The sequence below is a fragment of the Chloracidobacterium sp. genome (assembly GCA_016720705.1).
Classification (GTDB): domain Bacteria; phylum Acidobacteriota; class Blastocatellia; order Pyrinomonadales; family Pyrinomonadaceae; genus OLB17.
The window spans coordinates 93,020-112,864 of the sequence record JADKKB010000008.1; the positions used below are offsets into that span (position 1 = coordinate 93,020).

Below are 19,845 nucleotides of genomic sequence, written 5' to 3' on the forward strand. Positions count from 1 at the left end.
CCGACGAATTATGAATAGTTCACTGGATAAAGTTGCAGGCATTAACGATCTGCCGATCTTTCCGCTCCCGCTGGTGATAATGCCAAACGAGATTCTGCCGCTGCATCTCTTCGAACGCCGTTATCGGCAGATGCTTGACGACATCGGCGGCGTCGGCGGCATTTTCGGTATCACACTTTTGGATCACGAAAGCAGCCTTTCGGAAAGGCCGGAGGTGGGGTCGGTCGGGTGTGCCGCCGAGATACGCGATGTCCAGACGATGGACGACGGGCGTTCGAATATCATCATTATCGGGGTTGCCCGGTATCGACTGGTGGATCTGATCGACGACGATAAGCCGTATCTGTACGGCGATGTCGCGTTTTTTGAGGACGAACCGGACGAGAGCGGAGATCCGGAAAATTTGGCGGGCGAGGTCTTTGACCTATTTATGAGGATGGCAAATGCGGTGTCCAAGATAAACGGCAGCCGTATTAAATTGCCCGAGATATCTAGATCGGACCCGGAGTCGCTATCATTCCTTGCCGCGGCGACACTTGGATTTGAAAATGAGCTGAAATATCGGCTTTTAGAGATGACCTCGACGGTGGAGCGTCTGGAAAGTATCCGCAAGACGCTGATCCAGTCCGTCAAACAGATCGAAGATCGAACTGACATCGTCGCCGCAGCGAAAACCAACGGTCACAGCAAGAAAAAGCTGGATATTTAATTGCCGAGATTATTTCGGAAAAAGTCGATTATGCGACGATCATAGGCTTCGGACTGATCTATTGACGCATTGATGATACCGACTCCTGAAGGACTAAGATCAGTCTTGCTCTCGATCTTGTTACCGGAGGCAAAGCACTTGCTCAGTTTCGTCGTCGATTCCTGAAAGTCAGGAGCGTCGAGGCCGGCGAGTAATAAGATACTTCGCCCGTCGATCTTTTTCGCGGTTTCACACGACGGGTCGCTTATAACAGCCGTCAAAGAAATAGAGGAATGTTCCGACCTTGGCCAAACGGGTTGTGATCGAGCTCGCAAATGGAAATCGTCGGCTGACGGCGTCGGTGACCAATGCGTCTGAGTTTTCCGGAACGCTGTCGAGGACAAGTGCCTTGATGGTCTTGTCGATAGCGGCGGCGTTGAGTGCAGCGGATGCCCCAAGCTCGATGCCGTAAACGCCGACGTCCTTGCCGACGAGGGTGATCTGATTGGGCGTCTTGAGGTTACGGATAAATTCGACGGCCGAAATAGCGTCTTCGGCTTCGCAGCCGCCAAATGACGAGTTTTTGACCGGCGCATTTTCGCCGTGAGCCCTGAGGTCGGGCATAAGAACCGTGAAATTCGTCGATTCGTTGAGCTTAACGCCGAGATTCAAAATGTATGAACGGTCGGCACCGTACTTATGAAAGAGGACGACCGCCGGAGCGTTTTCGATACCGCGGAGCAGCCAGCCACGCGAAGTCGAGCCATCTTTATTGGTCCACGTTTCATCTGTAACTTGTGACCCGCGTGAACTCAGCTGAGCGTATTTTTCGGGAGTGACGAGATACTTGACCGCATCCGGATGAGCCGTGCGGTAAGTTAACCAGACCGATGCCGCCGCCAATGCCGCAACTATCAGCAAAATGACGGGAAATATCAGTTTTGAAAGACTCTTTGCCAGACGCGTGGACATTGCCATAAAAGATATTTGCGAAAAGTCACAGGAGACCCACTCGCATTTGCAGGACACTGAAAGCAAAACAGAAGAATGCTTTCGATAAGGCTCTTACGATGTTACCATAATGGGCTAGTTTTAAGGAAGATAATTTTTGATGCGAAACATACTCAGATCGGCCGCCGTGATCGTATTTCTAACGGCCTTCGGCACCCTCACATTCGGACAAACAACTGCGTCTGCCGCTAAACAGAGCGGAGTGGCGATAATGCCGCTCGCGGATGTCCGGGAAGGTGCCCGCGGGATCGCCAAAACGGTCTTTCGCGGGTCTGAGCCCGAGGATTTTAACGTCGAGATACTCGGCGTCGTCCCGGGTGCCGTCGGGCCGCATCAGGATATGATAATCGGTCGCCTGAGCGGAGCACTGGCCGAGAGGACGTTTGTCTTTGCCGGAATGTCCGGTTCGCCGGTGTACATCGACGGCAAACTCATCGGCGCGATCGCGTACAGCTTTCCGTTTGCCAAGGAACCGATCTGCGGCATTACGCCGATCGAGCAGATGATATCGATATTTGAACAGGCACCTGCGGCAAAGCCTGCCGTTGCGGCCAGCGCCGTAAAATTCTCAGATATCACCGCGTCAAGGCTGAGCTTTGACGCACCGTTGACCTTTTCGAACGCCGGGAACATTGTGTCGGGAATGGCGACCGACTCGAGGATGAGTTCGGTGGCCGGACAGACATTTGTGCCGATCGCGACGCCGATGACCTTTAGCGGAATATCTCAGACGACGCTGGACGTTTTTGCCCCGCAACTTAAGAGCATCGGCGTTATGCCCGTTGCATCGCTCGGCGGCGGTAACAAGATAACTCCGCTCAAGCCCTTTGACGAAAAAACGCTCCTCGGAGGTGATTCGATCGTTGTACAGCTTGCCCGCGGCGATATCTCGATCGCGGCCGCCGGCACCGTGACACTTCGAGACGACCGCAAGATCTATGCCTTTGGCCACCCATACTTCAGTTTAGGATCGACCGACCTGCCGATGGCAGAGTCGCACGTCGTCGTGGTCGTGCCGAATACCAACAATTCGTTCAAACTCGCTGTTGCCGACGATGCCGTGGGAGCTCTGACGCAGGATCGCGCGACCGGTATATTTGGCACGCTCGGCCAGGCGCCCAAGATGTTGCCGGTAAAACTTGCGATCGTGACCAGCCGCGGCCGTAACGAAGTTGTGAGGTTTGAGTCCTGCATCGATGATTTTCTGGCTCCGCTCGTCGTCAATGTCGGTGCACTCAATGCCATCGCGGCTCAGGAACGCGGTATGGGCGATATGACTGTCACGCTTAACGGCACTATCAGTATCCGGGGTGAGCAAAGCGTCCGGATCGAACGTCGATATACGGGCAATCAGGCGGCCGCGCTTGCGGCTGCAACGGCGGCGGTCCCGCTGGCTTTATTGTTAAAGAGTAACCTTGCGGGAATTGACGTGACCGATGTCGATCTCAACTTCTCGATCGCTGAGGGCAGCAAGGCGGCCTCGCTCGAACGTGTGGCGGTCGATCGGACGCAGGTGCGGCCGGGCGAGTCGATCACCGTGAACCTTTTTATCAGGACGGACGGCGGCAATCTGGAAACTCGTTCGGCGGTCGTCGCGATACCGGCAGATGCTCCGTCCGGCCCTTTGTCATTGATGATCGGCGACGGAGCGTCGATACAAGAAAATGCTGCGATCAAGCAGTTTACGCCAATATCGGCGGCCGAACTTATCAGGACGATCAACCTCGCAAAGCGGTCTGACCGGCTTTATGTTTACGGTTACCGAACTGTCGCGGGTGCGGTCATCGGTGCCAACGAGATGCCCAATCTGCCGCCCTCGATGCTTGCCACCATCAACAATGACCGAAGCGTCGGCGGGTCAAAGGCAGCGACTCAGCGATCCGTGATCGATCAGATGCTTGCCGATGGCGAATATCTCGTCACCGGTTCGCAGACGATCGCGATCGAGGTCATTCGATGATGCGGCAAAATGCTCTGCCGACATTGCCCGACGGAGCACGAAACTTCGTTGACCTTTCGAACGCAGATTGATATTCTGATGTGTGAATAACCTAAATAAAGTACTACACGCGGCCCGCTTTGCGGCGGAGAATCATACCGGACATTTTCGAAAGGGTTCCAAGCGTGAGCCCTATATCAATCATCCTATCGAAGTTGCGAATATGATCGCTAATGTCGGACTCGTAGATGACGAGGACATTTTGGCGGCGGCATTGCTGCACGACACGGTCGAAGATTGTGGCGTGACCGGCGACGAGATCGACGAGAAGTTTGGTGAGACAGTTACGAGTTACGTCCTTGAGGTGAGCGACGACAAGTCTCTCCCGAAACACGAACGTAAACAACTCCAGATCGAGCACGCACCTCACCTTTCCTACGGTGCTAAGGTGATCAAAATTGCGGACAAGATCAGCAATGTACGCGATGTCATTGTGAGTCCCGCCGAGGATTGGGACAAGCAGAGGCGGGTCGAATACGTGCAGTGGGCGGTCAACGTCGTCGCCGGACTTCGCGGGGCAAACGATCAACTTGACGAGCTTTTCGACGAGGTTGTCGCGATGGCCAATGAAAAGCTCAGCCAACTCGACTGATCAGGCGGTGACATCGCCCTCGACCCAGTGTTCGCCGTGGGCATAGACCTCTTTCTTAAATATCGGGACAGTACGTTTGAGTTCGACGATGAGCCATTCGCAGGCGACAAATGCCGCTTTGCGGTGCGGTGAGGCGACCGATATGACGACGCTTGTCTCGCCGATCTCGAGCTTGCCGAGACGGTGGACTATCCCGACGTTTGAGATCTCAAATCGATCTTTGGCGGCCGTTACGAGCTTCTGCATTTCTTTCAAAGCCATCGGCTCATAAGCCTCGTATTCGAGATACTCGGTCTCGCGAACCACGCCGTTAGCTTTATCCCTGGTAAATCGTCTGGCGTATCCGTCTAACGTCACCGTCGCTCCACACTCAGGCGGTACGACGCGTCGCGATACTGCGGTGATGTCGAGGGGATCGGTTGTCAGTTCGAAAAAGTCCATTTTAGAATTATCCACCCGAAACTGCGGTGAAGATCGCAAGTTCGTCCCCATCATGAACGATCTCTTTGCCGGTGGCGTAATTTTGATTCAAAGCATAATGCAGTTTGTATCCGCTCAATTTTGGGAACTCGTCTTTGATCCGGTCGAAGACAGTTTTAGACGTCTCGCCATCCGGCAGAGACTTTTCCAGGCTACGCTGTCCGACGACGTCCGCAGTAGCACCAAAAAAACGAAAAATCACTCTCATTAAACACCAATTCCAAAGGTCGAACCAGAGTATTTGGGAAGATCGCAACTACGACATTTAGCCAAAAATATAGGGCTGGTGACCCAAAACGAGTAAGTAAAGAATCGATTATGACATCTTGGGCAATTCCAAGTGTTAAATCGTCCGACCGCCCATAAATAGATTACAGCCCACCCCGCAAACATTATCAACTGCAACGCTAAATGGTCTTTTAGATCATCACCAAAAAGATGCAAAACCAATGCCATGGATATGAAAATGGGAAATGCCAGAAAGAATGCCAGCAAACTGACGTTTCGGCGACGGCGATATTCTTTCCATTCCTTCTGATAAATATATCCGTCTAGCATTTCCGATTTCCAGAACTCATTTGATCGCTCCCGCGATCGGACTCGATGCCGACGCATATAGGCGTTTCGGCATACGACCGGCGCGATAGCTCAGGCGTCCGGCCCGGACGGCGTAATTCATAGCTGTTGCCATCGCAGCGGCGTCGGTCGCTTCGGCGATGGCGGTGTTCATCAATATCGCGTCCGCACCGAGTTCCATAGCGATGGCGGCATCGCTTGGGACGCCGACACCGGCATCGACGATTATGATCGCGTCCGGCAATTGCTCACGCATGATCCGCAGATTCGAAGGGTTTTGCACGCCCATTCCCGAACCTATCGGGGCGGCAAGCGGCATCACGGCCGGACAGCCGGCGGCGAGCAGCTTTTTGGCCATTATCAGGTCATCGGTGAAGTACGGCAGGACGATAAAACCTTCTTTTACCAAAACTTTGGCCGCCTCAAGCGTTTGTTCGTTGTCGGGCAAGAGCGTCACCGGATCGCCGATGACCTCGAGTTTGATCCAATCGGTTTCCAGGGCTTCGCGAGCGAGTCTGGCCGTTCGGATAGCGTGATCCGCGTCATAGCAACCCGCCGTGTTCGGCAGGATCTTCATTTTTGGGTCGAGGTGATCGAGAAATGATTCGGACGAATGGTCGAGCGGCACGCGGTTGACGGCAACGGTCACCATCTCGGCCCCGGACGCAATATGGGCGGCCTTCATATCATCGTACGAACGATACTTGCCCGTCCCGATGATCAATCGCGAAGAAAATGTGGTGCCTGCGAGTGAAAATGTGTCTGACATAGCTTTACGATAAGTTTCACGCAAAGTGAATGAGAAAGCAAAAGAAAGATCCACCACAGAGACACAGACGGCACGGAGATACTTGAACAGGATCGCAGGTGGTTCAACGACAATGGGCGTTAAAGCATTGCTTCTTATCGCATCTTTCTCTGTGCATTTGTGGCGAAATAAATACTATCCGCCGCCGACGAAGTGCACGACCTCGATGCGGTCACCTTCGTTGACGGTGGTGTTAGGCCAATCCGCGCGACGGATCACGGTCTTATTAAGTTCGATAGCGATCCGCTGATGCGGCAGTGAAAGCTGGTCGAGCAGTTCGGCCAGGGCCGTTTCGGCGGTGACATGACGCGTTTCGCCATTCAGATAGACAGTTATATTTGCCATCAGAACAATCTTCCGCTTTGATGGAGAGAATTTCAAATTTGTAAGGCGAAGTTCTCGGCCGAGAGATCAACCGGGCAGTACGACGCGTCGCAATTCGATCTCTTCGCCGTTGTGCGATGCACGCAGTAGCAAAGCCGCTCTGCCCGATGAAAAACGAGGCATCTGAAGATGGACGCTGGCCATTCCGTTCGAGTCCGTTTTAGCGTGAAAGATCACCGGCCGAAAACTGGATCCGAGGACCTTGACCATTATTTGGGCATCAGCGACCACCTTTCGCTCCGTGCCGCGGCAGATCATAAGGCTGACCGTGATGCGGTCTCCGCCCTTAAACTTTGCGTCGCCGAGAAGTTCGATACTGAGTTTCTGGTTGGCCGGGCGTTCCTTGCCGGACAGTTCGCTGACGACAGCGACTGCGTCCGCCGGCAGTAGAATGTCGTCTTCGATTATCTCGAAATCTTCAAATATCGGTGCGTCAAAGAATTCATCGACCTCAAAATCCTCGGTGACAACGGCATCAGGTAGTTCGATCGGATCGTCGACGGGCGACAAGATCGGATCATCCGGCGGCAAAATGGTGATTATACGTTGAGTTTCTACACGGGCGATCGGCGTCGGCACGATCGCGGCCTCGTGATGTATCGGGGCTGGATCGGCTGACCTGGCGGCACTCGCTTTTGCGGTCATTGCCTTTAGATCCTCAAGTCGGCCGGCCCGAATGGCGGCGCAGATCAGTGTGTGTTGTTTCTGAACGCGTTCGGCGACCGCCGTCTCATCTAACGCACCTGTGGGTAGGTCTTCGTAATTCGTTCGTTTGCTGGCGAGGATCGTGCCGCCGTCATAGACAAGCGAGATTATCTTGCGCGAAGGCAAACCTTTGTCCTCGGTCTGGACGTGATACACGACACCGTCGAACTCTATATCTGTATTAAAACCAGCTATCACAGTGTATTTTTATCCGTTTACGAAGTGGGATAATAGCGGAATTCCGGCACGGATCGCCACTCTTGAAATTAGCATATCGGCTCGTTTGCGGTCAACGAATTAGTTTGAATTCCGAGTGGCCTAAATTAGGGCAAAGCCGTCATCGGACTGCCTTGACACCTATACAGGCTTAACTTACGATTAGGTTTGTGCCAAGCGTATTAAACTGATTTAGTTTAGGCAGGAAATTTCCTGCCCGTTAGATATATTTTCAAGAGATAGGTTCAGGGGTCTAAATGTCAGAATTCAGCCTAATGGATTACGCTCCGATAGCCGTGATGTTCCTTGTCGCGGCCGGATTTGCCGTAAGCCAATTGCTCGTTACTCAATTGATCGGGCCGCGTAAGAGAACGGCGACCAAATTGATGCCGTATGAATGCGGTAAAGATCCGGTCGGATCCGCACATGATAAATACTCGGTGAAGTTTTACGCGGTTGCGGTCATATTCCTCCTGTTCGATATCGAAATCTTGTTTATGGTTCCGTTTGCCGTTGCTTTCAAAAGCCTTCTGGCGGAGCAGAACTTGACCGGTATTGCCTTCGGCACGATCGCATTTATCGAAATACTTGTATTTATTTCGACCCTGATCGTAGGCTTCATCTACGTTTGGAAAAAGGGAATTTTTGATTGGGGATTGCAGGCACGTGCCGAGGCAAGATCTCAGGCAAAGGAAATGGCACGGCGGAACCGTGAGATCAAAAGGGCGGCGTAAATAAGAAATGGGTCTCGAAAACACACTATTTGAATCATTGCCGGACGTGGTGACCGTCAAACTCGATGCAGTCGTCAATTGGGCGCGAAAGAGCAGTCTGTGGCCGGCGACCTTTGGCCTGGCGTGCTGTGCGATCGAGATGATGAATACGGTCGCGGCGCGCAATGACCTGTCGAGGTTTGGTGCCGAGACGTTTCGTGCGAGCCCGCGGCAGGCGGACGTGATGATCGTCTCAGGCCGCGTGTCGCGCAAGATGGCGCCGGTTCTACGGCGTATTTATGATCAAATGCCGGAACCGAAATGGGTGATCTCAATGGGTGCCTGTGCTACTTCCGGCGGCGTTTTTGATAATTATGCGATCGTTCAGGGAGTGGACAAGATCGTTCCGGTCGATATTTACGTCCCGGGCTGTCCGCCGCGACCCGAAATGCTGATCCACGCGATCACAATGCTTCAGGACAAGATAATGAAGGAATCGGTCAAGGATCGCCGCGACACATTTGAGACCGAATCGCGCGAGTCGATCGTGCCCGGAACGCTGCCGGTGACCGAGGGAACTGCCCTGGAAACCCAGATGGAGATCGAGGTTGCGGAGAATGCCACCTCGCGGCCGTATTCCGTGCCCTCGAAGCACGAACGGAGAAGGAGCTCGTAATGACCAAACGCTTGCTTGTTGCCCTTACGTTGCTCGCAGCACTCTGCTGTTTGCCGAGTGCGTCAGTGGGGCAGACAGGCATGCGGTTCGCCGCACCGAAGCGGCGTTTGGCGGATAACGGGCAAGGATGTTGAGGGCCTAAAGTGGCTCGGTACTATGCGGCTTGCCGCGAGCACGCCACGGTGTGCGTGCGACATATAGCGGATATATCGATTGGCGTTCCAGTGACCGCCGCAACTCGGGCCGCGAATTTTTTAATGCGTCGTTTTACTCGGGCAATGGCGGTATCACGATCGTCGGTTATCGAGTCGCGAGGGCAAGGGCGATATCGCCGCCGGGCGATACTCCGGACATCTCAGCGGACGCGGTCGCAGCATAGTCCGCGGCACTTGGGGCGGTCAGGACGTTATCGCGGGTAAATGGTCGGCCAAGTGGTCGAGGTCAAGGTAGGGAATAGTTGCTATGGCATCTCTTTTTGGATTTTGTCGAAAGATCAAGGGTAAGAACGGCGAATGGGTTTTGGCAGTGGTCGAGGCTCACGGCGAGGTCACGGTCATTGTGCCCCGCGAGTCAGTTGTCGATATTTGCGAATTTCTCCGTGATGAAAGCGGATTTGATATGCTCGCAGACCTTTGCGGAGCAGATCGCGGACCGGAAGAAGAACCGCGATTTGAGGTCAATTACCATCTTTTCGGCACCGAGCATCACAAGCGTCTTCGCCTTGAAAGTTTTATTAAGTGACGATGACCCGAGCGTCGAGTCGGTGACGACGGTCTGGCGAACGGCAGACTGGCACGAAGGGAGACCTATGACCTATTCGGCGTAAAATTTACCGGTCATCCGGATCTGCGGCGTATCCTGTTGCCCTCGGATTTTGACGGACACGCGTTGAGAAAGGATTATCCGTTGCGGCTATGAGCCGTACAGTATGAAATAGAACATAGTGAATCGTGAATTGTGAATAGAGCCATCGCGATCAGGTCGACTATTTACGGTTTACGATTATCGATTCACTAAAATATGAGCGTTGCAGTAGAAAATATACCCAGCCAGTTCGATGTGTTGGATACCGCACTCGAATCGCAAATGACTTTGTCGATGGGGCCGCAGCATCCGTCGACTCACGGCGTTTGCGTCTCGATCTGCGGCTCGACGGCGAGTTGGTAATAAAAGCGATACCCGATATCGGCTATCTCCATACCGGAATGGAAAAGCTCTTTGAGTACAAAAAGTACCAACAGGGCATTGTCATCACGGACCGGATGGATTACCTCAACCCGCTGGGCAATAACCTTGCTTATGTGATGGCGGCCGAAAAGCTTTTGGGCATTGAGATACCCGAACGTGCTCAGGTGATCCGCGTTTTGATGTGCGAACTCCAGCGGATCGCGTCGCATATGGTCTGGCTCGGTACGTCGTGCCTCGATATGGGGGCAATGACGCCGTTCTGGTTTACGTTCAAAGAGCGCGAAAAGATACTTAACCTGATCGAGGCGGCCTCCGGCGGACGTATGACGCCGAGTTATTTCCGTATCGGCGGACTGATGATGGATCTGCCGGCGGGATTTGATAATCGCGTAAAAGCAGTTTCTGGCGGATTTTCCGGACGCTCTTAATACGTTTGACACACTGGTCACCGGAAACACGATCTGGCAGAGCCGCACAAAAAATATCGGCATTATCTCAAGGGAAGACGCGATCGCTTGGGGATTGACCGGCCCGAGCCTACGCGGCAGCGGCGTCGACCTCGACTTGCGGCGTGATGAGCCGTATTCCGGTTACGAAACGTACGATTTCGAAGTGCCGACCGAACCTGTGGGTGACGTCTGGTCGCGATTTAAGGTACGTATGCGGAGCTGGTCGAGTCGTACAAGATCGTCCGTCAGGCGCTCGAACGCCTCAAGCCGGGCCCGATCAAAGCCGACGCACCGAAGGTCGTATTGCCGGACCGAGATGATATGCGTAAGCATATGGACTCGCTGATCCACCATTTCCTGATCGTCGCCGAGGGCTTTAACGTACCCGAAGGCGAGGTCTATCACGCGATCGAGGCGTCCAAGGCGAACTCGGCGTTTATATCGAAATCCAACGGCGGGCCAAAGCCTGAGCGAGAGTGCATTTTCGCGGGCCGAGCTTCGTCAACCTTTCGGCTTTGCCCGTAATGGCTGAGGGCGAAATGATAGCCGACGTCGTCGCCGTGATCGGCAGCCTGGACATCGTGCTTGGGGGATCGATCGATAGATAATTATGGCAGCAGCAACTCCAACAAGTTTTACTGACAAAATTCTCGTTACCGACGAGATGGCCGAATTTTCGCCGGCAGTGATCGACGAGATGAAAGGCCATCTGGCCAAATACCCGGCCGACCGCCTCCGCTCGGCACTGATCCCGCTCCTTTTATCGTCCAGCGTGAGCGGATGGGTGGATAACCCGGGAGTGAACTTTCTGGCAAAGTTCGCTTGATCTGCTGGTCACTGACGTCTGGGAGACGGTTACGTTCTACTCGATGTTTGACCTGCGGCCCGTCGAGGGCGTCATCACATCCAGATCTGCAAGACGCTGTCGTGCAAGATAATGGGAGGACCGACATCACCGACCACGTCTGCAGCAAACCTCGGGATACATCCCGGCGATACGACCGAAGACGGCAAATTTACCGTCTCGCTGGTCGAGTGTCTCGGCAGTTGCGGAACGGCACCGATGATGCAGATCGGATTTGACTATCCACGAGGACCTGACGATCGAGAAGGTGGACAAGATCCTCGACGGGTGCAAATAATTACGAGCAACGGTGTGGTTATTAGCGGCGTATGCGAAGCGTTTGGAACGGAAACTATTCCGGCGTTCTCGGCGTTCCGACGAGAATATCTCGTGGACCGAGGCTGAAGGATTTATGTATGGCCGGAACGTATGTCGGCCCGAACGCGGTGCTCGAGAATGTATTTATGGGGCTCGGGACCGAATGGGGAAGGTTTCAGTGCCGTCCCGCATCAGGTCATCGACGGCGGCGATTCGGTCGTTGGGCTAGGGACCTATTCCGGCAAGTATTTGAAGACCGGCAAGAGGTATGTCCAGTGCCGTTCGCCCACGTGTGCGGACGCTCAGGGACGGCAAGATCGTTAAGTTTGTTCAGTGCACCGATACGCTTGTGATCGCAAACAGCATCGGGTAAGAGATCAAGATGGAAATCAAGGCAATTGGCTGTGAGCCATTACAACTCAAGCGAATGCACATCAAAGATGGGCATACGCTAAAGGTCTATCGTGAAACCGGCGGTTATAAGTCTCGCGAAAGGCGCTCAAGATGGCTCCCGCCGATATCATTGAGGAAGTCAAGAAATCAGCTCTTCGGGGCCGCGGTGGTGCCGGATTCCGACCGGTTTGAAGTGGTCGTTTGTGCCGAAAGACTCGCCGAAGACCAAATTTTGTCGTTTGTAACGCCGACGAATCCGAGCCAGGACGTTCAAGGACCGCTATCTGATGGAGCGATCCGCACGCCCTGATCGAAGGGATGCTGATCGCCGGGTTTGCTCTCGTTCGACGACTGGCTTCATCTACACCCCGCGGCGAGTACAGTATCTGATCGAGGCATAATGGATGTCGCCCTGGTGAGGCTCGCGAAGCCGGCCTGATGGGCGACAATATTATGGGCTCGGGTTTTGATGAATATATACACCCATACGGGTGCCGGAGCATATATTTGCGGTGAGGAAACCGCACTTTTGGAGCTCGCTTGAGGGCTTTCGCCCGGGCATCCGCGGTGGAAGCCGCCGTTCCGGCTATCGAGGGATTATATGCGTCGCCGACCGTCGTCAATAACGTCGAGACCTTGACCGCCGTGCCCCAGATATTAGAAATGGGCGGCTAAACCTGGCGAAGCTCGGAACGAAAATCGGGCGGCACAGCACCCTGGTCTGTCAGCGGACACGTCAAGCAAACCCGGCGTATATGAACTTCCGATGGGCTATGCCGATGGGGAAAGTTCATACGGAAGACTGCGGCATTCGCGGCGGCAAACAGCTAAAGGCGGTCATTCCCGGCGGGTCGAGCGTTTACATTACCAACGCCGAGCAAGTTTTCACGAAAAGGCGTGACAATGGACTACGAGGGACTTGTCGTGGCCGGATCGATGGTCGGGTCGGGGGATTTATCGTGATGGACGAAACTGTCGATGTAATGGAATCGACTAAGAATCTATCGAATTTCATAAGCACGAGTCCTCGTGCGGTTAAGGTGTACTAAGTGCCGCGAGGGCGGCGGCCTGGATCGTTAAGATATTTGACCGGACCGCTGCCCGGCGGGCGTCCGAGGACGCGAAGTTGCTGCTCGACATCTGCGACAATATGGAAGGCAAGAGTTTTTGTCCGCTCGCTGATGCTGCGGCGTGGCCGATCCAAAGGTGCGATCAAGCAATTTCCGAATGATTTAAGAAATGGCTTGCCGATAAAATGAATGGTAACGAGGTCATCGCAAATATCTGATGTTGCAACGACGGGCGATAAAACCTTTGTTTTTTGCCGTTTCTTGATCCTGCTGCTGTCAGCGGCGATCCTGGGGCAGGAAAAGCTGCCCGTGATAATAGTTCCGGGCTGACCGGTTCTGAATTGATAAATAGCCGGACGAATGAGGTCGTCTGGTTTAAGGCTCCGAGGTCGAAAGACGATGATCTACGCTTGCCGATCACGGCCAATGTCCTAAAATCGCAGGACTCCCTTGTGCGGGGCGATATTCTGCGGAGCATCAAGATCGGCATCTTTCCGCGAATAGACGTTTATGGCGGCCTGATCCGAAGCACTTATCGCCAAGGGCGGTTACCACGAAGAGTCGTGGGCAACCCTACAACCGATGGTGATAAAGCGTCGATCTACGTTTTTCCCCTTACGATTGGCGAAAGGATAACGTCGAAATGCGGCTGCTGATACGCGAGATCACCGCCTTGGGCTCAAACTGAAGCGGCCGGATCTGAAGTTTAACGTAATTGCTCACTCGATGGGGCATCATTACTCGATATGCGGCAATGTAAAGCGATGTTGACCTGCCGGCGGGTAATCCGAAAGCCGCAACCGACTTGGGCCGGTGCTAAGAATTTCGAAAGAGTAGTTTTACTAGGGACACCGAGCGAGGGTCGGCACTGGCACTCAGGTCACTGGTCGACGGGTTTGCATCACGGCATCAATATCAATTTGCCGTTTGTCCAGGTAAAACCACGAAATTTGATCTTTTCGATCCCGTCGGCCTATCAGTTGCTGCCGGCACCCGGAACATTTAGAGTGACGGATGAGAATTTTGAAACCGATCATGTTGATCTTTACAACCCGAAGGAATGGAGCCGATACGGTTGGAACGCGATCAACGATAAACGCTTTCCACAGGAGTTTAGCTAGCCGAACGGCGTTTGGCAGTGCAGTTTTTGCCTCGGCGTTAACGAGGGCAAAGCGGTTAATCTAGGCGTTGGCTGTGGGTTCTAAATGCAACTGCACCGGCCTTGTTCAACATAGTTGGGGCCGACTGTAGCTGTGATTCGCTCGACCCTGTAGTGCTCGGAAAGCGATCGGCGGACTGATAATTGGATCACGATGTTCAAGCCCGCGTCGTTTTCGAACGAAATCTAGCGGTGATAAGGTCACGAGCGACGAGCTTAAGAAATTGATGCTCCCAAATGGTGACGGTGTCGTAACCAAACGGTCGCTTGAGACCGATACGCGGACGCGATATACGGGGCGTCGATATTGAAACCGGTGTCGACGCAAGTTTATTTGCGAAGAGCATAATAAACTTGCGGCAAATGCCGATATTCAATTATCATGCGAAATCCTTGGGATAGTTCCGCCAAGGCCGGAAACAGTGGCGAAGTGAGGGCGGCGACCGACGAAAGACATTTGGGATCAACGACGATGAAGTTAGCGGTCAGGATCACACACTCATCGATAACGATATTTTGTTAGTACAGCGATCAATATCACGCCCGATGGCATAGAAGTAAAGGCCACGGAAACGCAATATTTGAGAAAAGTTTGATGTCAACTGAACTTATTAAAGTCACAAAAACGAACAGGAACTCGAGGTCGAAAGGGAGCCCGTCTGATCGACGTTTGCCGCGAAAATGGCTTTGCGATCCCGTCATTCTGCTATTGCTGGATCTCGCTCTACAGGCGTCGTGTCGAATGTGTCTGGTCCGCATCGAAAAGATGCCCAAGCCCCAGACGTCTTGCACCATTATCTTGCACCGATGGAATGGTCGTGACCACCGACAGCGAAGAAGTCGAAAGGCTCAACGCTCGATGGGCGAATTCCTGCTTGCAAACCATCCACCCGATTGCCCAAGTATGTGATCGCGGCGGCGAGTGCGAATTGCCAGAGGTGATTTTCGACTGGGGCGATATCGAAGAGCCGATTTACCGAGCGCAAGTCCCCGCAGCCCGAAAAAAATATATCTTTCGCCGATCATCGCCAACGATCACTGGCGACCCGCATCCTATGCAAACGCTGCACGCGTCTGTGACGAGTGGATGGGTGAGGACGCGATCGAGGATGACAACCGCAGAGATAACGCAATCACATCGGAAGCGTACCGGCGGTTGAAGCCCAACTGTTCGCAGTGCAGCGAACTGCATCGAGGTCTGTCCGACCAGCCCGCTTCTGGACGGTGTCTATCGACACGAAACACGTACTTGGGAACTGGATCAGATCACTTCGACCGACGTTTACAGTTCGGACGGTATGCGATTGAGCATCGGTTCCGCGGCGGCGTAGTCCACCGGATGCGTCGCGCGAGCGTTATGCAAACGGATTGAACGGCGAAGATTCCAGGCCGGCATCAAAGCCCGTTTTGCACACGGCCGTATCGGTCACGCAGATCGGATCAGAACACCATTAATCCACCTTACAAAGGGCGGCAAGCTGATCCCGGCGACCTGGGACGAAGCGGTCAAGTTCGCTGCCGAAAAGTTTAAGGCGGCGGGCACGTCGGTCGGCGTTATTGCCAGTCCGCGATTGACCAACGAGAGCGTTTTTACGCTCAAGCGATTTGCTCTGGAAGCAGCCGGATCGGAGAATTTTGCGGTCGCGGAAGATGGTAAGCTAAATTCGATCTTTGATAACCTGAGCGTCGATCTCTGTACGCACAAGGAGCTCCGTTATGCCAAAGGTCATCCGGTACGCTGATCGAGGCGAACCCGAAGAAGAACAGACCTACACGTATAGGATAGATCCGACAAGCAGTCCGAAACGGCGGGGCAAAATTCATCTGCGTAAATGATACGCCGATCAATCCTGACCTGGCGTGTAACGCAGTTCATTGCCCGTGAATCCGGGCACGGCGATGGCGCTTTGCCCTGGCACTGGCCGATCCATCAGCCGACTCGCTCGTCGCCGACAAACTTGGTATCGATGCCGGTGAGATCGCCGCCGTAGGGCAGACCATCAATGACGCTCAAAGGTGATGGTCTTTATGGTCGGTAACGCGAACTGTCGGCCGAAGGCTCAGGAACTCGTGTGCAGGAGACGGCCGCAAAATTTGCCAGAGTGAAGAGGAAAACCGCGTGTAAACCATCCGCTTGCGAAATGCAATAATTCCGTCTGGTGCCCACGTTATGATGCCGGGCAGCAGATCCGGCCGATCAGAAATGGTCAGCGGGTCAAAGGCTTTGCACGATCGGCGGCAGTCTCCAGTCAACCGATGGCCTTGCGGGCAAGGGGATTTTAGTACCGTGCGGGAACTGTTTATGATTTAAACGGCTGGCAGATTTGCTGATCATCGTGTTTCCGATCGCGAGTTTTTAAGAGATCGACGGTACATTTACAAACAACGCCGGCAACGTGCAGCGTGTACGAAAGGCAATCCTGAAAGCCTGCGAGTTTTCAAAATTGGATTGAAGTTAAGCCCGTCGCTCATCGCTGGGGAAATGGGGGTTGATTTTGGTTACGATTTTTCAGCGTCGCTGGTGTTCAAGTCACTTGCAGAGAGCGTACCGGCCTATGAAGGGCTTCGTCGCCCGCCCTCGAGGACCGAATCGAATCAACACCGGACAAGCTACGCCGTCATGCTTCACCTGACGTTCAGGTGCGGTGACCTGCACCCAAGGCACGTGTCGAATCAATGAGCAGCGATACCGAGAAAATTACCGGAAACGCCGCAGGTCGGGCACAAACTTCATCGTTTGACGACGATGACGAGGCAAGACCGAGCAATTTCACCTGCTGAAAACCCACGGTAACCCGAAGCCCGGCAATTTGCTCGTATCACCGCTCCTTTCAGTTTGCCCTGGACGGCAAACCGCTGGATGAATTTTTGGCCGATTAAAGCCGAGGTCGGGTGCCGCCGACGAGGTCGTTGGTCGGTAAATAGTTTTTGTTTGTGGAATCTGTTATCAAAACTGTATTTCCGTTTTTGGTCTTCGGTGCTGCGATCGGAGCCGCCTTTGGCGGTGACTTGATGGTCGTCGCCTGTACGGTGCTCGCCGAACGAAAGCTTTTTTGGGCTGGATGAGGGGTGCTTAGGCCCCAAACCGCGTCGGCCCCTGAGGAGTTATTCCAGCCGTTCGCCGACCTATTTGAAGTTCATTTTAAGGAAGACCTGACGCCCGATCAATCGACGAAATTTGTCTATTTTTCTGGCCTTTCGTCGCTCTGACCTGTGCGTTGATGCCGATGTGGTCGTGTACCCTTTCGGGCCGCGTATCGCTGATCCGCTCATGGTGGTTGGTGCCGTACGTTTCAGGTATTGCCTATGTCCGCTTTGATGCCACCGTGGCACGGGTCGCCCGAACAAGCCGGGAATATGCCGCTCACGGTCTCACAGATCGATGTCGGCGTGCTGTTGGCGTGCTCGGAATCCCGTCGGTCGGTGTTTACGGCATCGCTCGCGGGTTGGTCGTCAGACAATAAATATTCGCTGATGGGCGGCCTCCGCTCGTCGGCCCACGGATGATCTCGTACGAACTCGCATTAGGAGCATCCGTTCTCGGCGTTGTGATGCTCTCAGGCACTCTGGATCTGAACAGCATCGTCTTCGCTCAGATACATTCGCCGTTCCATTGGTTTATCATCCCGCAGTTCATCGGTTTCGTAGTGTTTTTGATCTCTGCTTTTGCGGAGACAAACCGCACCCCGTTTGACCTGCCGGAGAGCTGAGACAGGTTAGTGGCGGGATTTCATACCGAGAATATTCGTCCGCTCAAATTCGCACTGTTCTTTATGGCCGGAAGTACGTGAATATGTTTACGGTATCAATGAAATTAGTAGCCACCGTACTATTCCTCGGCGGTTGGTATCTCCGGGCCTTGGCCATCTGGTCGAACCCGGTTCGATCCCGTATGCCGCGATCAGCGTTGTGGCATTTGTCGTTAAGATCTGTACGTTTCTATTCTCTATATCTGGGTTCGCGGCACGCTTCCGCGATTCCGTTTTGAGCAGTTGATGAACTTTGGTTGGAAGTTTCTGGCTTCCGGTCGCGTTGGCCAAACGTCGTCATGACAATCATCATGGTCTATTTCTTGAATAGCTAGCATTATGGTGTCGACAGCCTTATTTTTTGTATTTGCCGGCCTCGCGATCCTTTTGCGATCTCGATGTTATATCACCGGAAAATCCGATCTTTGGCGCGATCGCTGAATTTGGTGTTTTCATTTCGCTCGCGTGCATTTATGTGACTTTAGCAGCACCGTTCATCGCGACCGTGCAGATCCTGGTCTATGCCGGAGCGATAGGTGTTGTTGGTCGTCTTTGTCCTTATGCTGCTCAATCTTGACGAAGAGCCAAACCCGAAAGACTGGAAGCAAGTATCTTTGGGCATTCAGCGGCGGACTCGGAGCACTGCTGCTAGATCAGACGTTCTTTATCTACTACGCGGTGATGCGGGCTCCGGGCTGTACGTCGGATCAGGCACAAACGGTGGGTAAGACACTGAGCATCGGCCAGGCAATGTACAAGGATATCTGCTGCCGGTGGAGATAGTCGGGGTGATGCTGCTGATAGCGATCATCGGTTCGGTGATCGCTTATGGGAGCTTGATTCAAGTCAGCCCAAGCTCAGACTGGTCATCGATAACGGAAGAGCAAGAATTGAGGCTGAAAGAAAGCCTCTGATCTAAACGAAAATGGAACCAAGTTTGTATTTGATTATCTGGCACAAACAGGAGTATGTGTTCACGATCGAGGCGGTCGGCGTTGTTTTCAAACTTTACGCTTTATCAGGATGTTTATGTGCATCGAGCTGATGCTCAATGCCGTAAATCAGACATTCGTGGCATTTTCACGATATTACGGCGATATGACCGGACAGCTTTTCGTGTTTATGGTGATCCCCGTCGCCGCCCCAGAAACGCCACCGTCGGGCTCGGTATATTCATTGCGTTTTCCGAAACAAACAGTCGGTCGACGTCGATGGCGCAAGTATTGCTGAGGAAGTGGTACCACCTTCTTGACTGAAAATAACCTTTTAGCTTAATTATTTTTGCCCCGCTGGCGTCAAATTTGCCGTGATCAATTGGCTGATCGGCGGCCGGCTCAAGAACGCGTTGTTTAGCGGAGCTGTGGCGTGCCGGCTCGATCGTGGTGTCGTAGCGGTGGCGTTCTACATAGCGTTTGTCGCCGATGGCGGAGCTTTGTTTATCTGACTCAAGCCCGTACTCCAGTCAGATCTGGACGTGGATACAGGTAGAATTTCCGGGCTGACTTCGGGCTCGGAATGGACCACCTGTCGGCCATACTCATGCCTGTTTTATAACATTTGTCGGCTTGCTGATCCACATATTCGCGACCGGCTATACCGAAGGAGCGATCCGGGGTTTTACCGCTTCTTTGTACCTGAACCTCTTTGTATTCGCAATGCGAAGGCGTCAATTTCTGGCGGATAATTTCCTCCTGATGTTCGTCGGATGGGAAGGCGTAGAGACTTTGCTCATATCTTTTGATCGGAATTACCATCAAAAGGACGAGGCGTAAGGCTGCAAAGAAGGCTTTGTAATGAACCGCATCGGTGACTGGGGCGTTTTGATGG

32 protein-coding genes and 4 pseudogenes are annotated in these 19,845 nt (G+C 53.4%); 26 read left to right on the top strand and 10 right to left on the bottom strand.

The features are described 5' to 3' along the window. Positions 1–10: 10 nt before the first annotated feature. Complete coding sequence (locus tag IPQ00_17895; GenBank protein MBL0242440.1) at positions 11–709, top strand: LON peptidase substrate-binding domain-containing protein; 699 nt, start codon at positions 11–13, stop codon at positions 707–709. Here IPQ00_17895 and IPQ00_17900 read toward each other — a convergent pair. Next, positions 706–969, bottom strand: coding sequence for a hypothetical protein (locus IPQ00_17900; GenBank protein ID MBL0242441.1), 264 nt, complete (start codon positions 967–969; stop codon positions 706–708). The two genes, IPQ00_17895 and IPQ00_17900, sit on opposite strands and share 4 nt — an antisense overlap. Then, on the bottom strand, positions 938–1,666 hold the full coding sequence (locus IPQ00_17905) for a hypothetical protein (protein MBL0242442.1): 729 nt from the start codon (positions 1,664–1,666) through the stop codon (positions 938–940). The genes IPQ00_17900 and IPQ00_17905 overlap by 32 nt, the downstream gene beginning before the upstream one ends. Before the next feature lie 133 nt (positions 1,667–1,799). Here IPQ00_17905 and IPQ00_17910 point away from each other — a divergent pair, with 133 nt between their 5' ends. Then, the gene (locus IPQ00_17910) at positions 1,800–3,659 is read left to right on the top strand and encodes a hypothetical protein (GenBank protein MBL0242443.1); all 1,860 of its coding nucleotides are present in this window, start codon (positions 1,800–1,802) and stop codon (positions 3,657–3,659) included. An 82-nt stretch (positions 3,660–3,741) separates the two neighbouring features. Beyond that, the gene (locus IPQ00_17915; GenBank protein ID MBL0242444.1) at positions 3,742–4,290 is read left to right on the top strand and encodes a bifunctional (p)ppGpp synthetase/guanosine-3',5'-bis(diphosphate) 3'-pyrophosphohydrolase; all 549 of its coding nucleotides are present in this window, start codon (positions 3,742–3,744) and stop codon (positions 4,288–4,290) included. Here IPQ00_17915 and IPQ00_17920 read toward each other — a convergent pair whose 3' ends face one another. The 5 genes from IPQ00_17920 to IPQ00_17940 form a co-directional block, all read right to left on the bottom strand. Next, positions 4,291–4,731: a molybdenum cofactor biosynthesis protein MoaE gene (locus IPQ00_17920; protein ID MBL0242445.1), complete on the bottom strand. Its 441-nt coding sequence runs from the start codon at positions 4,729–4,731 to the stop codon at positions 4,291–4,293. Between the two features lie 7 nt (positions 4,732–4,738). Then, positions 4,739–4,978, bottom strand: a complete 240-nt coding sequence (locus tag IPQ00_17925; GenBank protein ID MBL0242446.1) for a MoaD/ThiS family protein — start codon at positions 4,976–4,978, stop codon at positions 4,739–4,741. Between the two features lie 366 nt (positions 4,979–5,344). Then, on the bottom strand, positions 5,345–6,115 hold the full coding sequence (locus tag IPQ00_17930) for a thiazole synthase (GenBank protein MBL0242447.1): 771 nt from the start codon (positions 6,113–6,115) through the stop codon (positions 5,345–5,347). Positions 6,116–6,289: 174 nt separating this feature from the next. Next, positions 6,290–6,490 (bottom strand): sulfur carrier protein ThiS, encoded by a 201-nt coding sequence (gene thiS, locus IPQ00_17935; GenBank protein MBL0242448.1) that lies wholly within the window; start codon positions 6,488–6,490, stop codon positions 6,290–6,292. Positions 6,491–6,565: 75 nt separating this feature from the next. Then, a complete protein-coding gene (locus tag IPQ00_17940; GenBank protein ID MBL0242449.1) occupies positions 6,566–7,441 on the bottom strand; it encodes a hypothetical protein in 876 nt (291 codons plus the stop codon). A gap of 275 nt (positions 7,442–7,716) precedes the next feature. On the opposite strand from IPQ00_17940, the gene IPQ00_17945 reads away from it, so the two are divergent. The 13 genes and pseudogenes from IPQ00_17945 (at position 7,717) to IPQ00_18005 (ending at position 14,231) form a co-directional block, all read left to right on the top strand. Further along, entirely contained in the window at positions 7,717–8,193 is a 477-nt protein-coding gene (locus IPQ00_17945) for an NADH-quinone oxidoreductase subunit A (protein MBL0242450.1), read from the top strand. Between the two features lie 7 nt (positions 8,194–8,200). Continuing rightward, the gene (locus IPQ00_17950; protein ID MBL0242451.1) at positions 8,201–8,848 is read left to right on the top strand and encodes an NADH-quinone oxidoreductase subunit B; all 648 of its coding nucleotides are present in this window, start codon (positions 8,201–8,203) and stop codon (positions 8,846–8,848) included. 184 nt (positions 8,849–9,032) lie between these two features. After that, positions 9,033–9,227: a hypothetical protein gene (locus IPQ00_17955; protein MBL0242452.1), complete on the top strand. Its 195-nt coding sequence runs from the start codon at positions 9,033–9,035 to the stop codon at positions 9,225–9,227. 222 nt (positions 9,228–9,449) lie between these two features. Further along, positions 9,450–9,766 (top strand): annotated as a pseudogene (locus tag IPQ00_17960) (NADH-quinone oxidoreductase subunit C). A gap of 102 nt (positions 9,767–9,868) precedes the next feature. Continuing rightward, positions 9,869–11,093: pseudogene (nuoD, locus tag IPQ00_17965) on the top strand (NADH dehydrogenase (quinone) subunit D). Between the two features lie 2 nt (positions 11,094–11,095). Beyond that, entirely contained in the window at positions 11,096–11,311 is a 216-nt protein-coding gene (locus tag IPQ00_17970; protein MBL0242453.1) for a hypothetical protein, read from the top strand. A 78-nt stretch (positions 11,312–11,389) separates the two neighbouring features. After that, a complete protein-coding gene (locus IPQ00_17975) occupies positions 11,390–11,734 on the top strand; it encodes an NAD(P)H-dependent oxidoreductase subunit E (GenBank protein ID MBL0242454.1) in 345 nt (114 codons plus the stop codon). 51 nt (positions 11,735–11,785) lie between these two features. Beyond that, positions 11,786–11,971 carry a nuclear transport factor 2 family protein gene (locus tag IPQ00_17980; GenBank protein ID MBL0242455.1) on the top strand — a complete coding sequence of 62 codons (186 nt, stop codon included), beginning with the start codon at positions 11,786–11,788 and terminating at the stop codon, positions 11,969–11,971. Positions 11,972–12,029: 58 nt separating this feature from the next. Beyond that, positions 12,030–12,350, top strand: a complete 321-nt coding sequence (locus tag IPQ00_17985) for a hypothetical protein (GenBank protein ID MBL0242456.1) — start codon at positions 12,030–12,032, stop codon at positions 12,348–12,350. A gap of 445 nt (positions 12,351–12,795) precedes the next feature. Further along, positions 12,796–13,089 carry a hypothetical protein gene (locus tag IPQ00_17990; GenBank protein MBL0242457.1) on the top strand — a complete coding sequence of 98 codons (294 nt, stop codon included), beginning with the start codon at positions 12,796–12,798 and terminating at the stop codon, positions 13,087–13,089. 23 nt (positions 13,090–13,112) lie between these two features. Further along, entirely contained in the window at positions 13,113–13,271 is a 159-nt protein-coding gene (locus tag IPQ00_17995; GenBank protein ID MBL0242458.1) for a hypothetical protein, read from the top strand. A gap of 90 nt (positions 13,272–13,361) precedes the next feature. After that, positions 13,362–13,766: a hypothetical protein gene (locus tag IPQ00_18000; protein MBL0242459.1), complete on the top strand. Its 405-nt coding sequence runs from the start codon at positions 13,362–13,364 to the stop codon at positions 13,764–13,766. A gap of 108 nt (positions 13,767–13,874) precedes the next feature. Then, complete coding sequence (locus tag IPQ00_18005) at positions 13,875–14,231, top strand: hypothetical protein (GenBank protein MBL0242460.1); 357 nt, start codon at positions 13,875–13,877, stop codon at positions 14,229–14,231. Positions 14,232–14,427: 196 nt separating this feature from the next. Here the strand turns inward: IPQ00_18005 and IPQ00_18010 are convergent, their stop codons facing one another. Both IPQ00_18010 and IPQ00_18015 read right to left on the bottom strand, forming a co-directional pair. Further along, positions 14,428–14,616 (bottom strand): hypothetical protein, encoded by a 189-nt coding sequence (locus tag IPQ00_18010; GenBank protein MBL0242461.1) that lies wholly within the window; start codon positions 14,614–14,616, stop codon positions 14,428–14,430. Positions 14,617–14,993: 377 nt separating this feature from the next. Next, positions 14,994–15,155 carry a hypothetical protein gene (locus tag IPQ00_18015; GenBank protein ID MBL0242462.1) on the bottom strand — a complete coding sequence of 54 codons (162 nt, stop codon included), beginning with the start codon at positions 15,153–15,155 and terminating at the stop codon, positions 14,994–14,996. A gap of 481 nt (positions 15,156–15,636) precedes the next feature. On the opposite strand from IPQ00_18015, the gene IPQ00_18020 reads away from it, so the two are divergent. The 10 genes and pseudogenes from IPQ00_18020 (at position 15,637) to IPQ00_18065 (ending at position 19,462) form a co-directional block, all read left to right on the top strand. Continuing rightward, positions 15,637–16,011: a molybdopterin-dependent oxidoreductase gene (locus tag IPQ00_18020; protein ID MBL0242463.1), complete on the top strand. Its 375-nt coding sequence runs from the start codon at positions 15,637–15,639 to the stop codon at positions 16,009–16,011. A gap of 90 nt (positions 16,012–16,101) precedes the next feature. After that, the gene (locus IPQ00_18025) at positions 16,102–16,260 is read left to right on the top strand and encodes a hypothetical protein (protein ID MBL0242464.1); all 159 of its coding nucleotides are present in this window, start codon (positions 16,102–16,104) and stop codon (positions 16,258–16,260) included. 1,315 nt (positions 16,261–17,575) lie between these two features. Beyond that, positions 17,576–17,776: an NADH-quinone oxidoreductase subunit H gene (locus IPQ00_18030; protein ID MBL0242465.1), complete on the top strand. Its 201-nt coding sequence runs from the start codon at positions 17,576–17,578 to the stop codon at positions 17,774–17,776. Beyond that, on the top strand, positions 17,773–17,979 hold the full coding sequence (locus IPQ00_18035; protein MBL0242466.1) for an NADH-quinone oxidoreductase subunit H: 207 nt from the start codon (positions 17,773–17,775) through the stop codon (positions 17,977–17,979). Before IPQ00_18030 ends, IPQ00_18035 begins: the two co-directional genes overlap by 4 nt. Before the next feature lie 22 nt (positions 17,980–18,001). Then, positions 18,002–18,321, top strand: a pseudogene (locus IPQ00_18040) (NADH-quinone oxidoreductase subunit H). Positions 18,322–18,385: 64 nt separating this feature from the next. Beyond that, positions 18,386–18,595 carry an NADH-quinone oxidoreductase subunit J gene (locus tag IPQ00_18045; GenBank protein MBL0242467.1) on the top strand — a complete coding sequence of 70 codons (210 nt, stop codon included), beginning with the start codon at positions 18,386–18,388 and terminating at the stop codon, positions 18,593–18,595. Next, on the top strand, positions 18,592–18,801 hold the full coding sequence (locus tag IPQ00_18050; protein ID MBL0242468.1) for a hypothetical protein: 210 nt from the start codon (positions 18,592–18,594) through the stop codon (positions 18,799–18,801). Before IPQ00_18045 ends, IPQ00_18050 begins: the two co-directional genes overlap by 4 nt. Further along, a complete protein-coding gene (locus IPQ00_18055; GenBank protein MBL0242469.1) occupies positions 18,792–18,932 on the top strand; it encodes a hypothetical protein in 141 nt (46 codons plus the stop codon). Before IPQ00_18050 ends, IPQ00_18055 begins: the two co-directional genes overlap by 10 nt. Before the next feature lie 11 nt (positions 18,933–18,943). Next, positions 18,944–19,274 (top strand): annotated as a pseudogene (nuoK, locus tag IPQ00_18060) (NADH-quinone oxidoreductase subunit NuoK). A gap of 50 nt (positions 19,275–19,324) precedes the next feature. After that, entirely contained in the window at positions 19,325–19,462 is a 138-nt protein-coding gene (locus IPQ00_18065; protein MBL0242470.1) for a hypothetical protein, read from the top strand. 1 nt (position 19,463) lies between these two features. Here IPQ00_18065 and IPQ00_18070 read toward each other — a convergent pair. Beyond that, on the bottom strand, positions 19,464–19,845 hold a 382-nt coding region (locus IPQ00_18070; GenBank protein MBL0242471.1), incomplete at its 5' end, for a hypothetical protein.

Bases quoted from the DNA above. Each gene is read 5' to 3' on its own strand.
- IPQ00_17985 (MBL0242456.1), top strand. From the start codon at position 12,030: ATGGAAATCAAGGCAATTGGCTGTGAGCCATTACAACTCAAGCGAATG.
- IPQ00_17970 (MBL0242453.1), top strand. From the start codon at position 11,096: ATGGCAGCAGCAACTCCAACAAGTTTTACTGACAAAATTCTCGTTACC.
- IPQ00_18030 (MBL0242465.1), top strand. From the start codon at position 17,576: ATGTCCGCTTTGATGCCACCGTGGCACGGGTCGCCCGAACAAGCCGGG.
- IPQ00_17905 (MBL0242442.1), bottom strand. From the start codon at position 1,666: ATGGCAATGTCCACGCGTCTGGCAAAGAGTCTTTCAAAACTGATATTT.
- IPQ00_18015 (MBL0242462.1), bottom strand. From the start codon at position 15,155: ATGGTTTGCAAGCAGGAATTCGCCCATCGAGCGTTGAGCCTTTCGACT.
- IPQ00_17990 (MBL0242457.1), top strand. From the start codon at position 12,796: ATGAACTTCCGATGGGCTATGCCGATGGGGAAAGTTCATACGGAAGAC.
- IPQ00_18035 (MBL0242466.1), top strand. From the start codon at position 17,773: ATGATCTCGTACGAACTCGCATTAGGAGCATCCGTTCTCGGCGTTGTG.
- IPQ00_17910 (MBL0242443.1), top strand. From the start codon at position 1,800: ATGCGAAACATACTCAGATCGGCCGCCGTGATCGTATTTCTAACGGCC.
- IPQ00_17925 (MBL0242446.1), bottom strand. From the start codon at position 4,978: ATGAGAGTGATTTTTCGTTTTTTTGGTGCTACTGCGGACGTCGTCGGA.
- IPQ00_17945 (MBL0242450.1), top strand. From the start codon at position 7,717: ATGTCAGAATTCAGCCTAATGGATTACGCTCCGATAGCCGTGATGTTC.
- IPQ00_18005 (MBL0242460.1), top strand. From the start codon at position 13,875: ATGTTGACCTGCCGGCGGGTAATCCGAAAGCCGCAACCGACTTGGGCC.
- IPQ00_17980 (MBL0242455.1), top strand. From the start codon at position 11,786: ATGTATTTATGGGGCTCGGGACCGAATGGGGAAGGTTTCAGTGCCGTC.
- IPQ00_18025 (MBL0242464.1), top strand. From the start codon at position 16,102: ATGATACGCCGATCAATCCTGACCTGGCGTGTAACGCAGTTCATTGCC.
- IPQ00_17895 (MBL0242440.1), top strand. From the start codon at position 11: ATGAATAGTTCACTGGATAAAGTTGCAGGCATTAACGATCTGCCGATC.
- IPQ00_18010 (MBL0242461.1), bottom strand. From the start codon at position 14,616: ATGCTCTTCGCAAATAAACTTGCGTCGACACCGGTTTCAATATCGACG.
- IPQ00_17950 (MBL0242451.1), top strand. From the start codon at position 8,201: ATGGGTCTCGAAAACACACTATTTGAATCATTGCCGGACGTGGTGACC.
- IPQ00_17930 (MBL0242447.1), bottom strand. From the start codon at position 6,115: ATGTCAGACACATTTTCACTCGCAGGCACCACATTTTCTTCGCGATTG.
- IPQ00_17920 (MBL0242445.1), bottom strand. From the start codon at position 4,731: ATGGACTTTTTCGAACTGACAACCGATCCCCTCGACATCACCGCAGTA.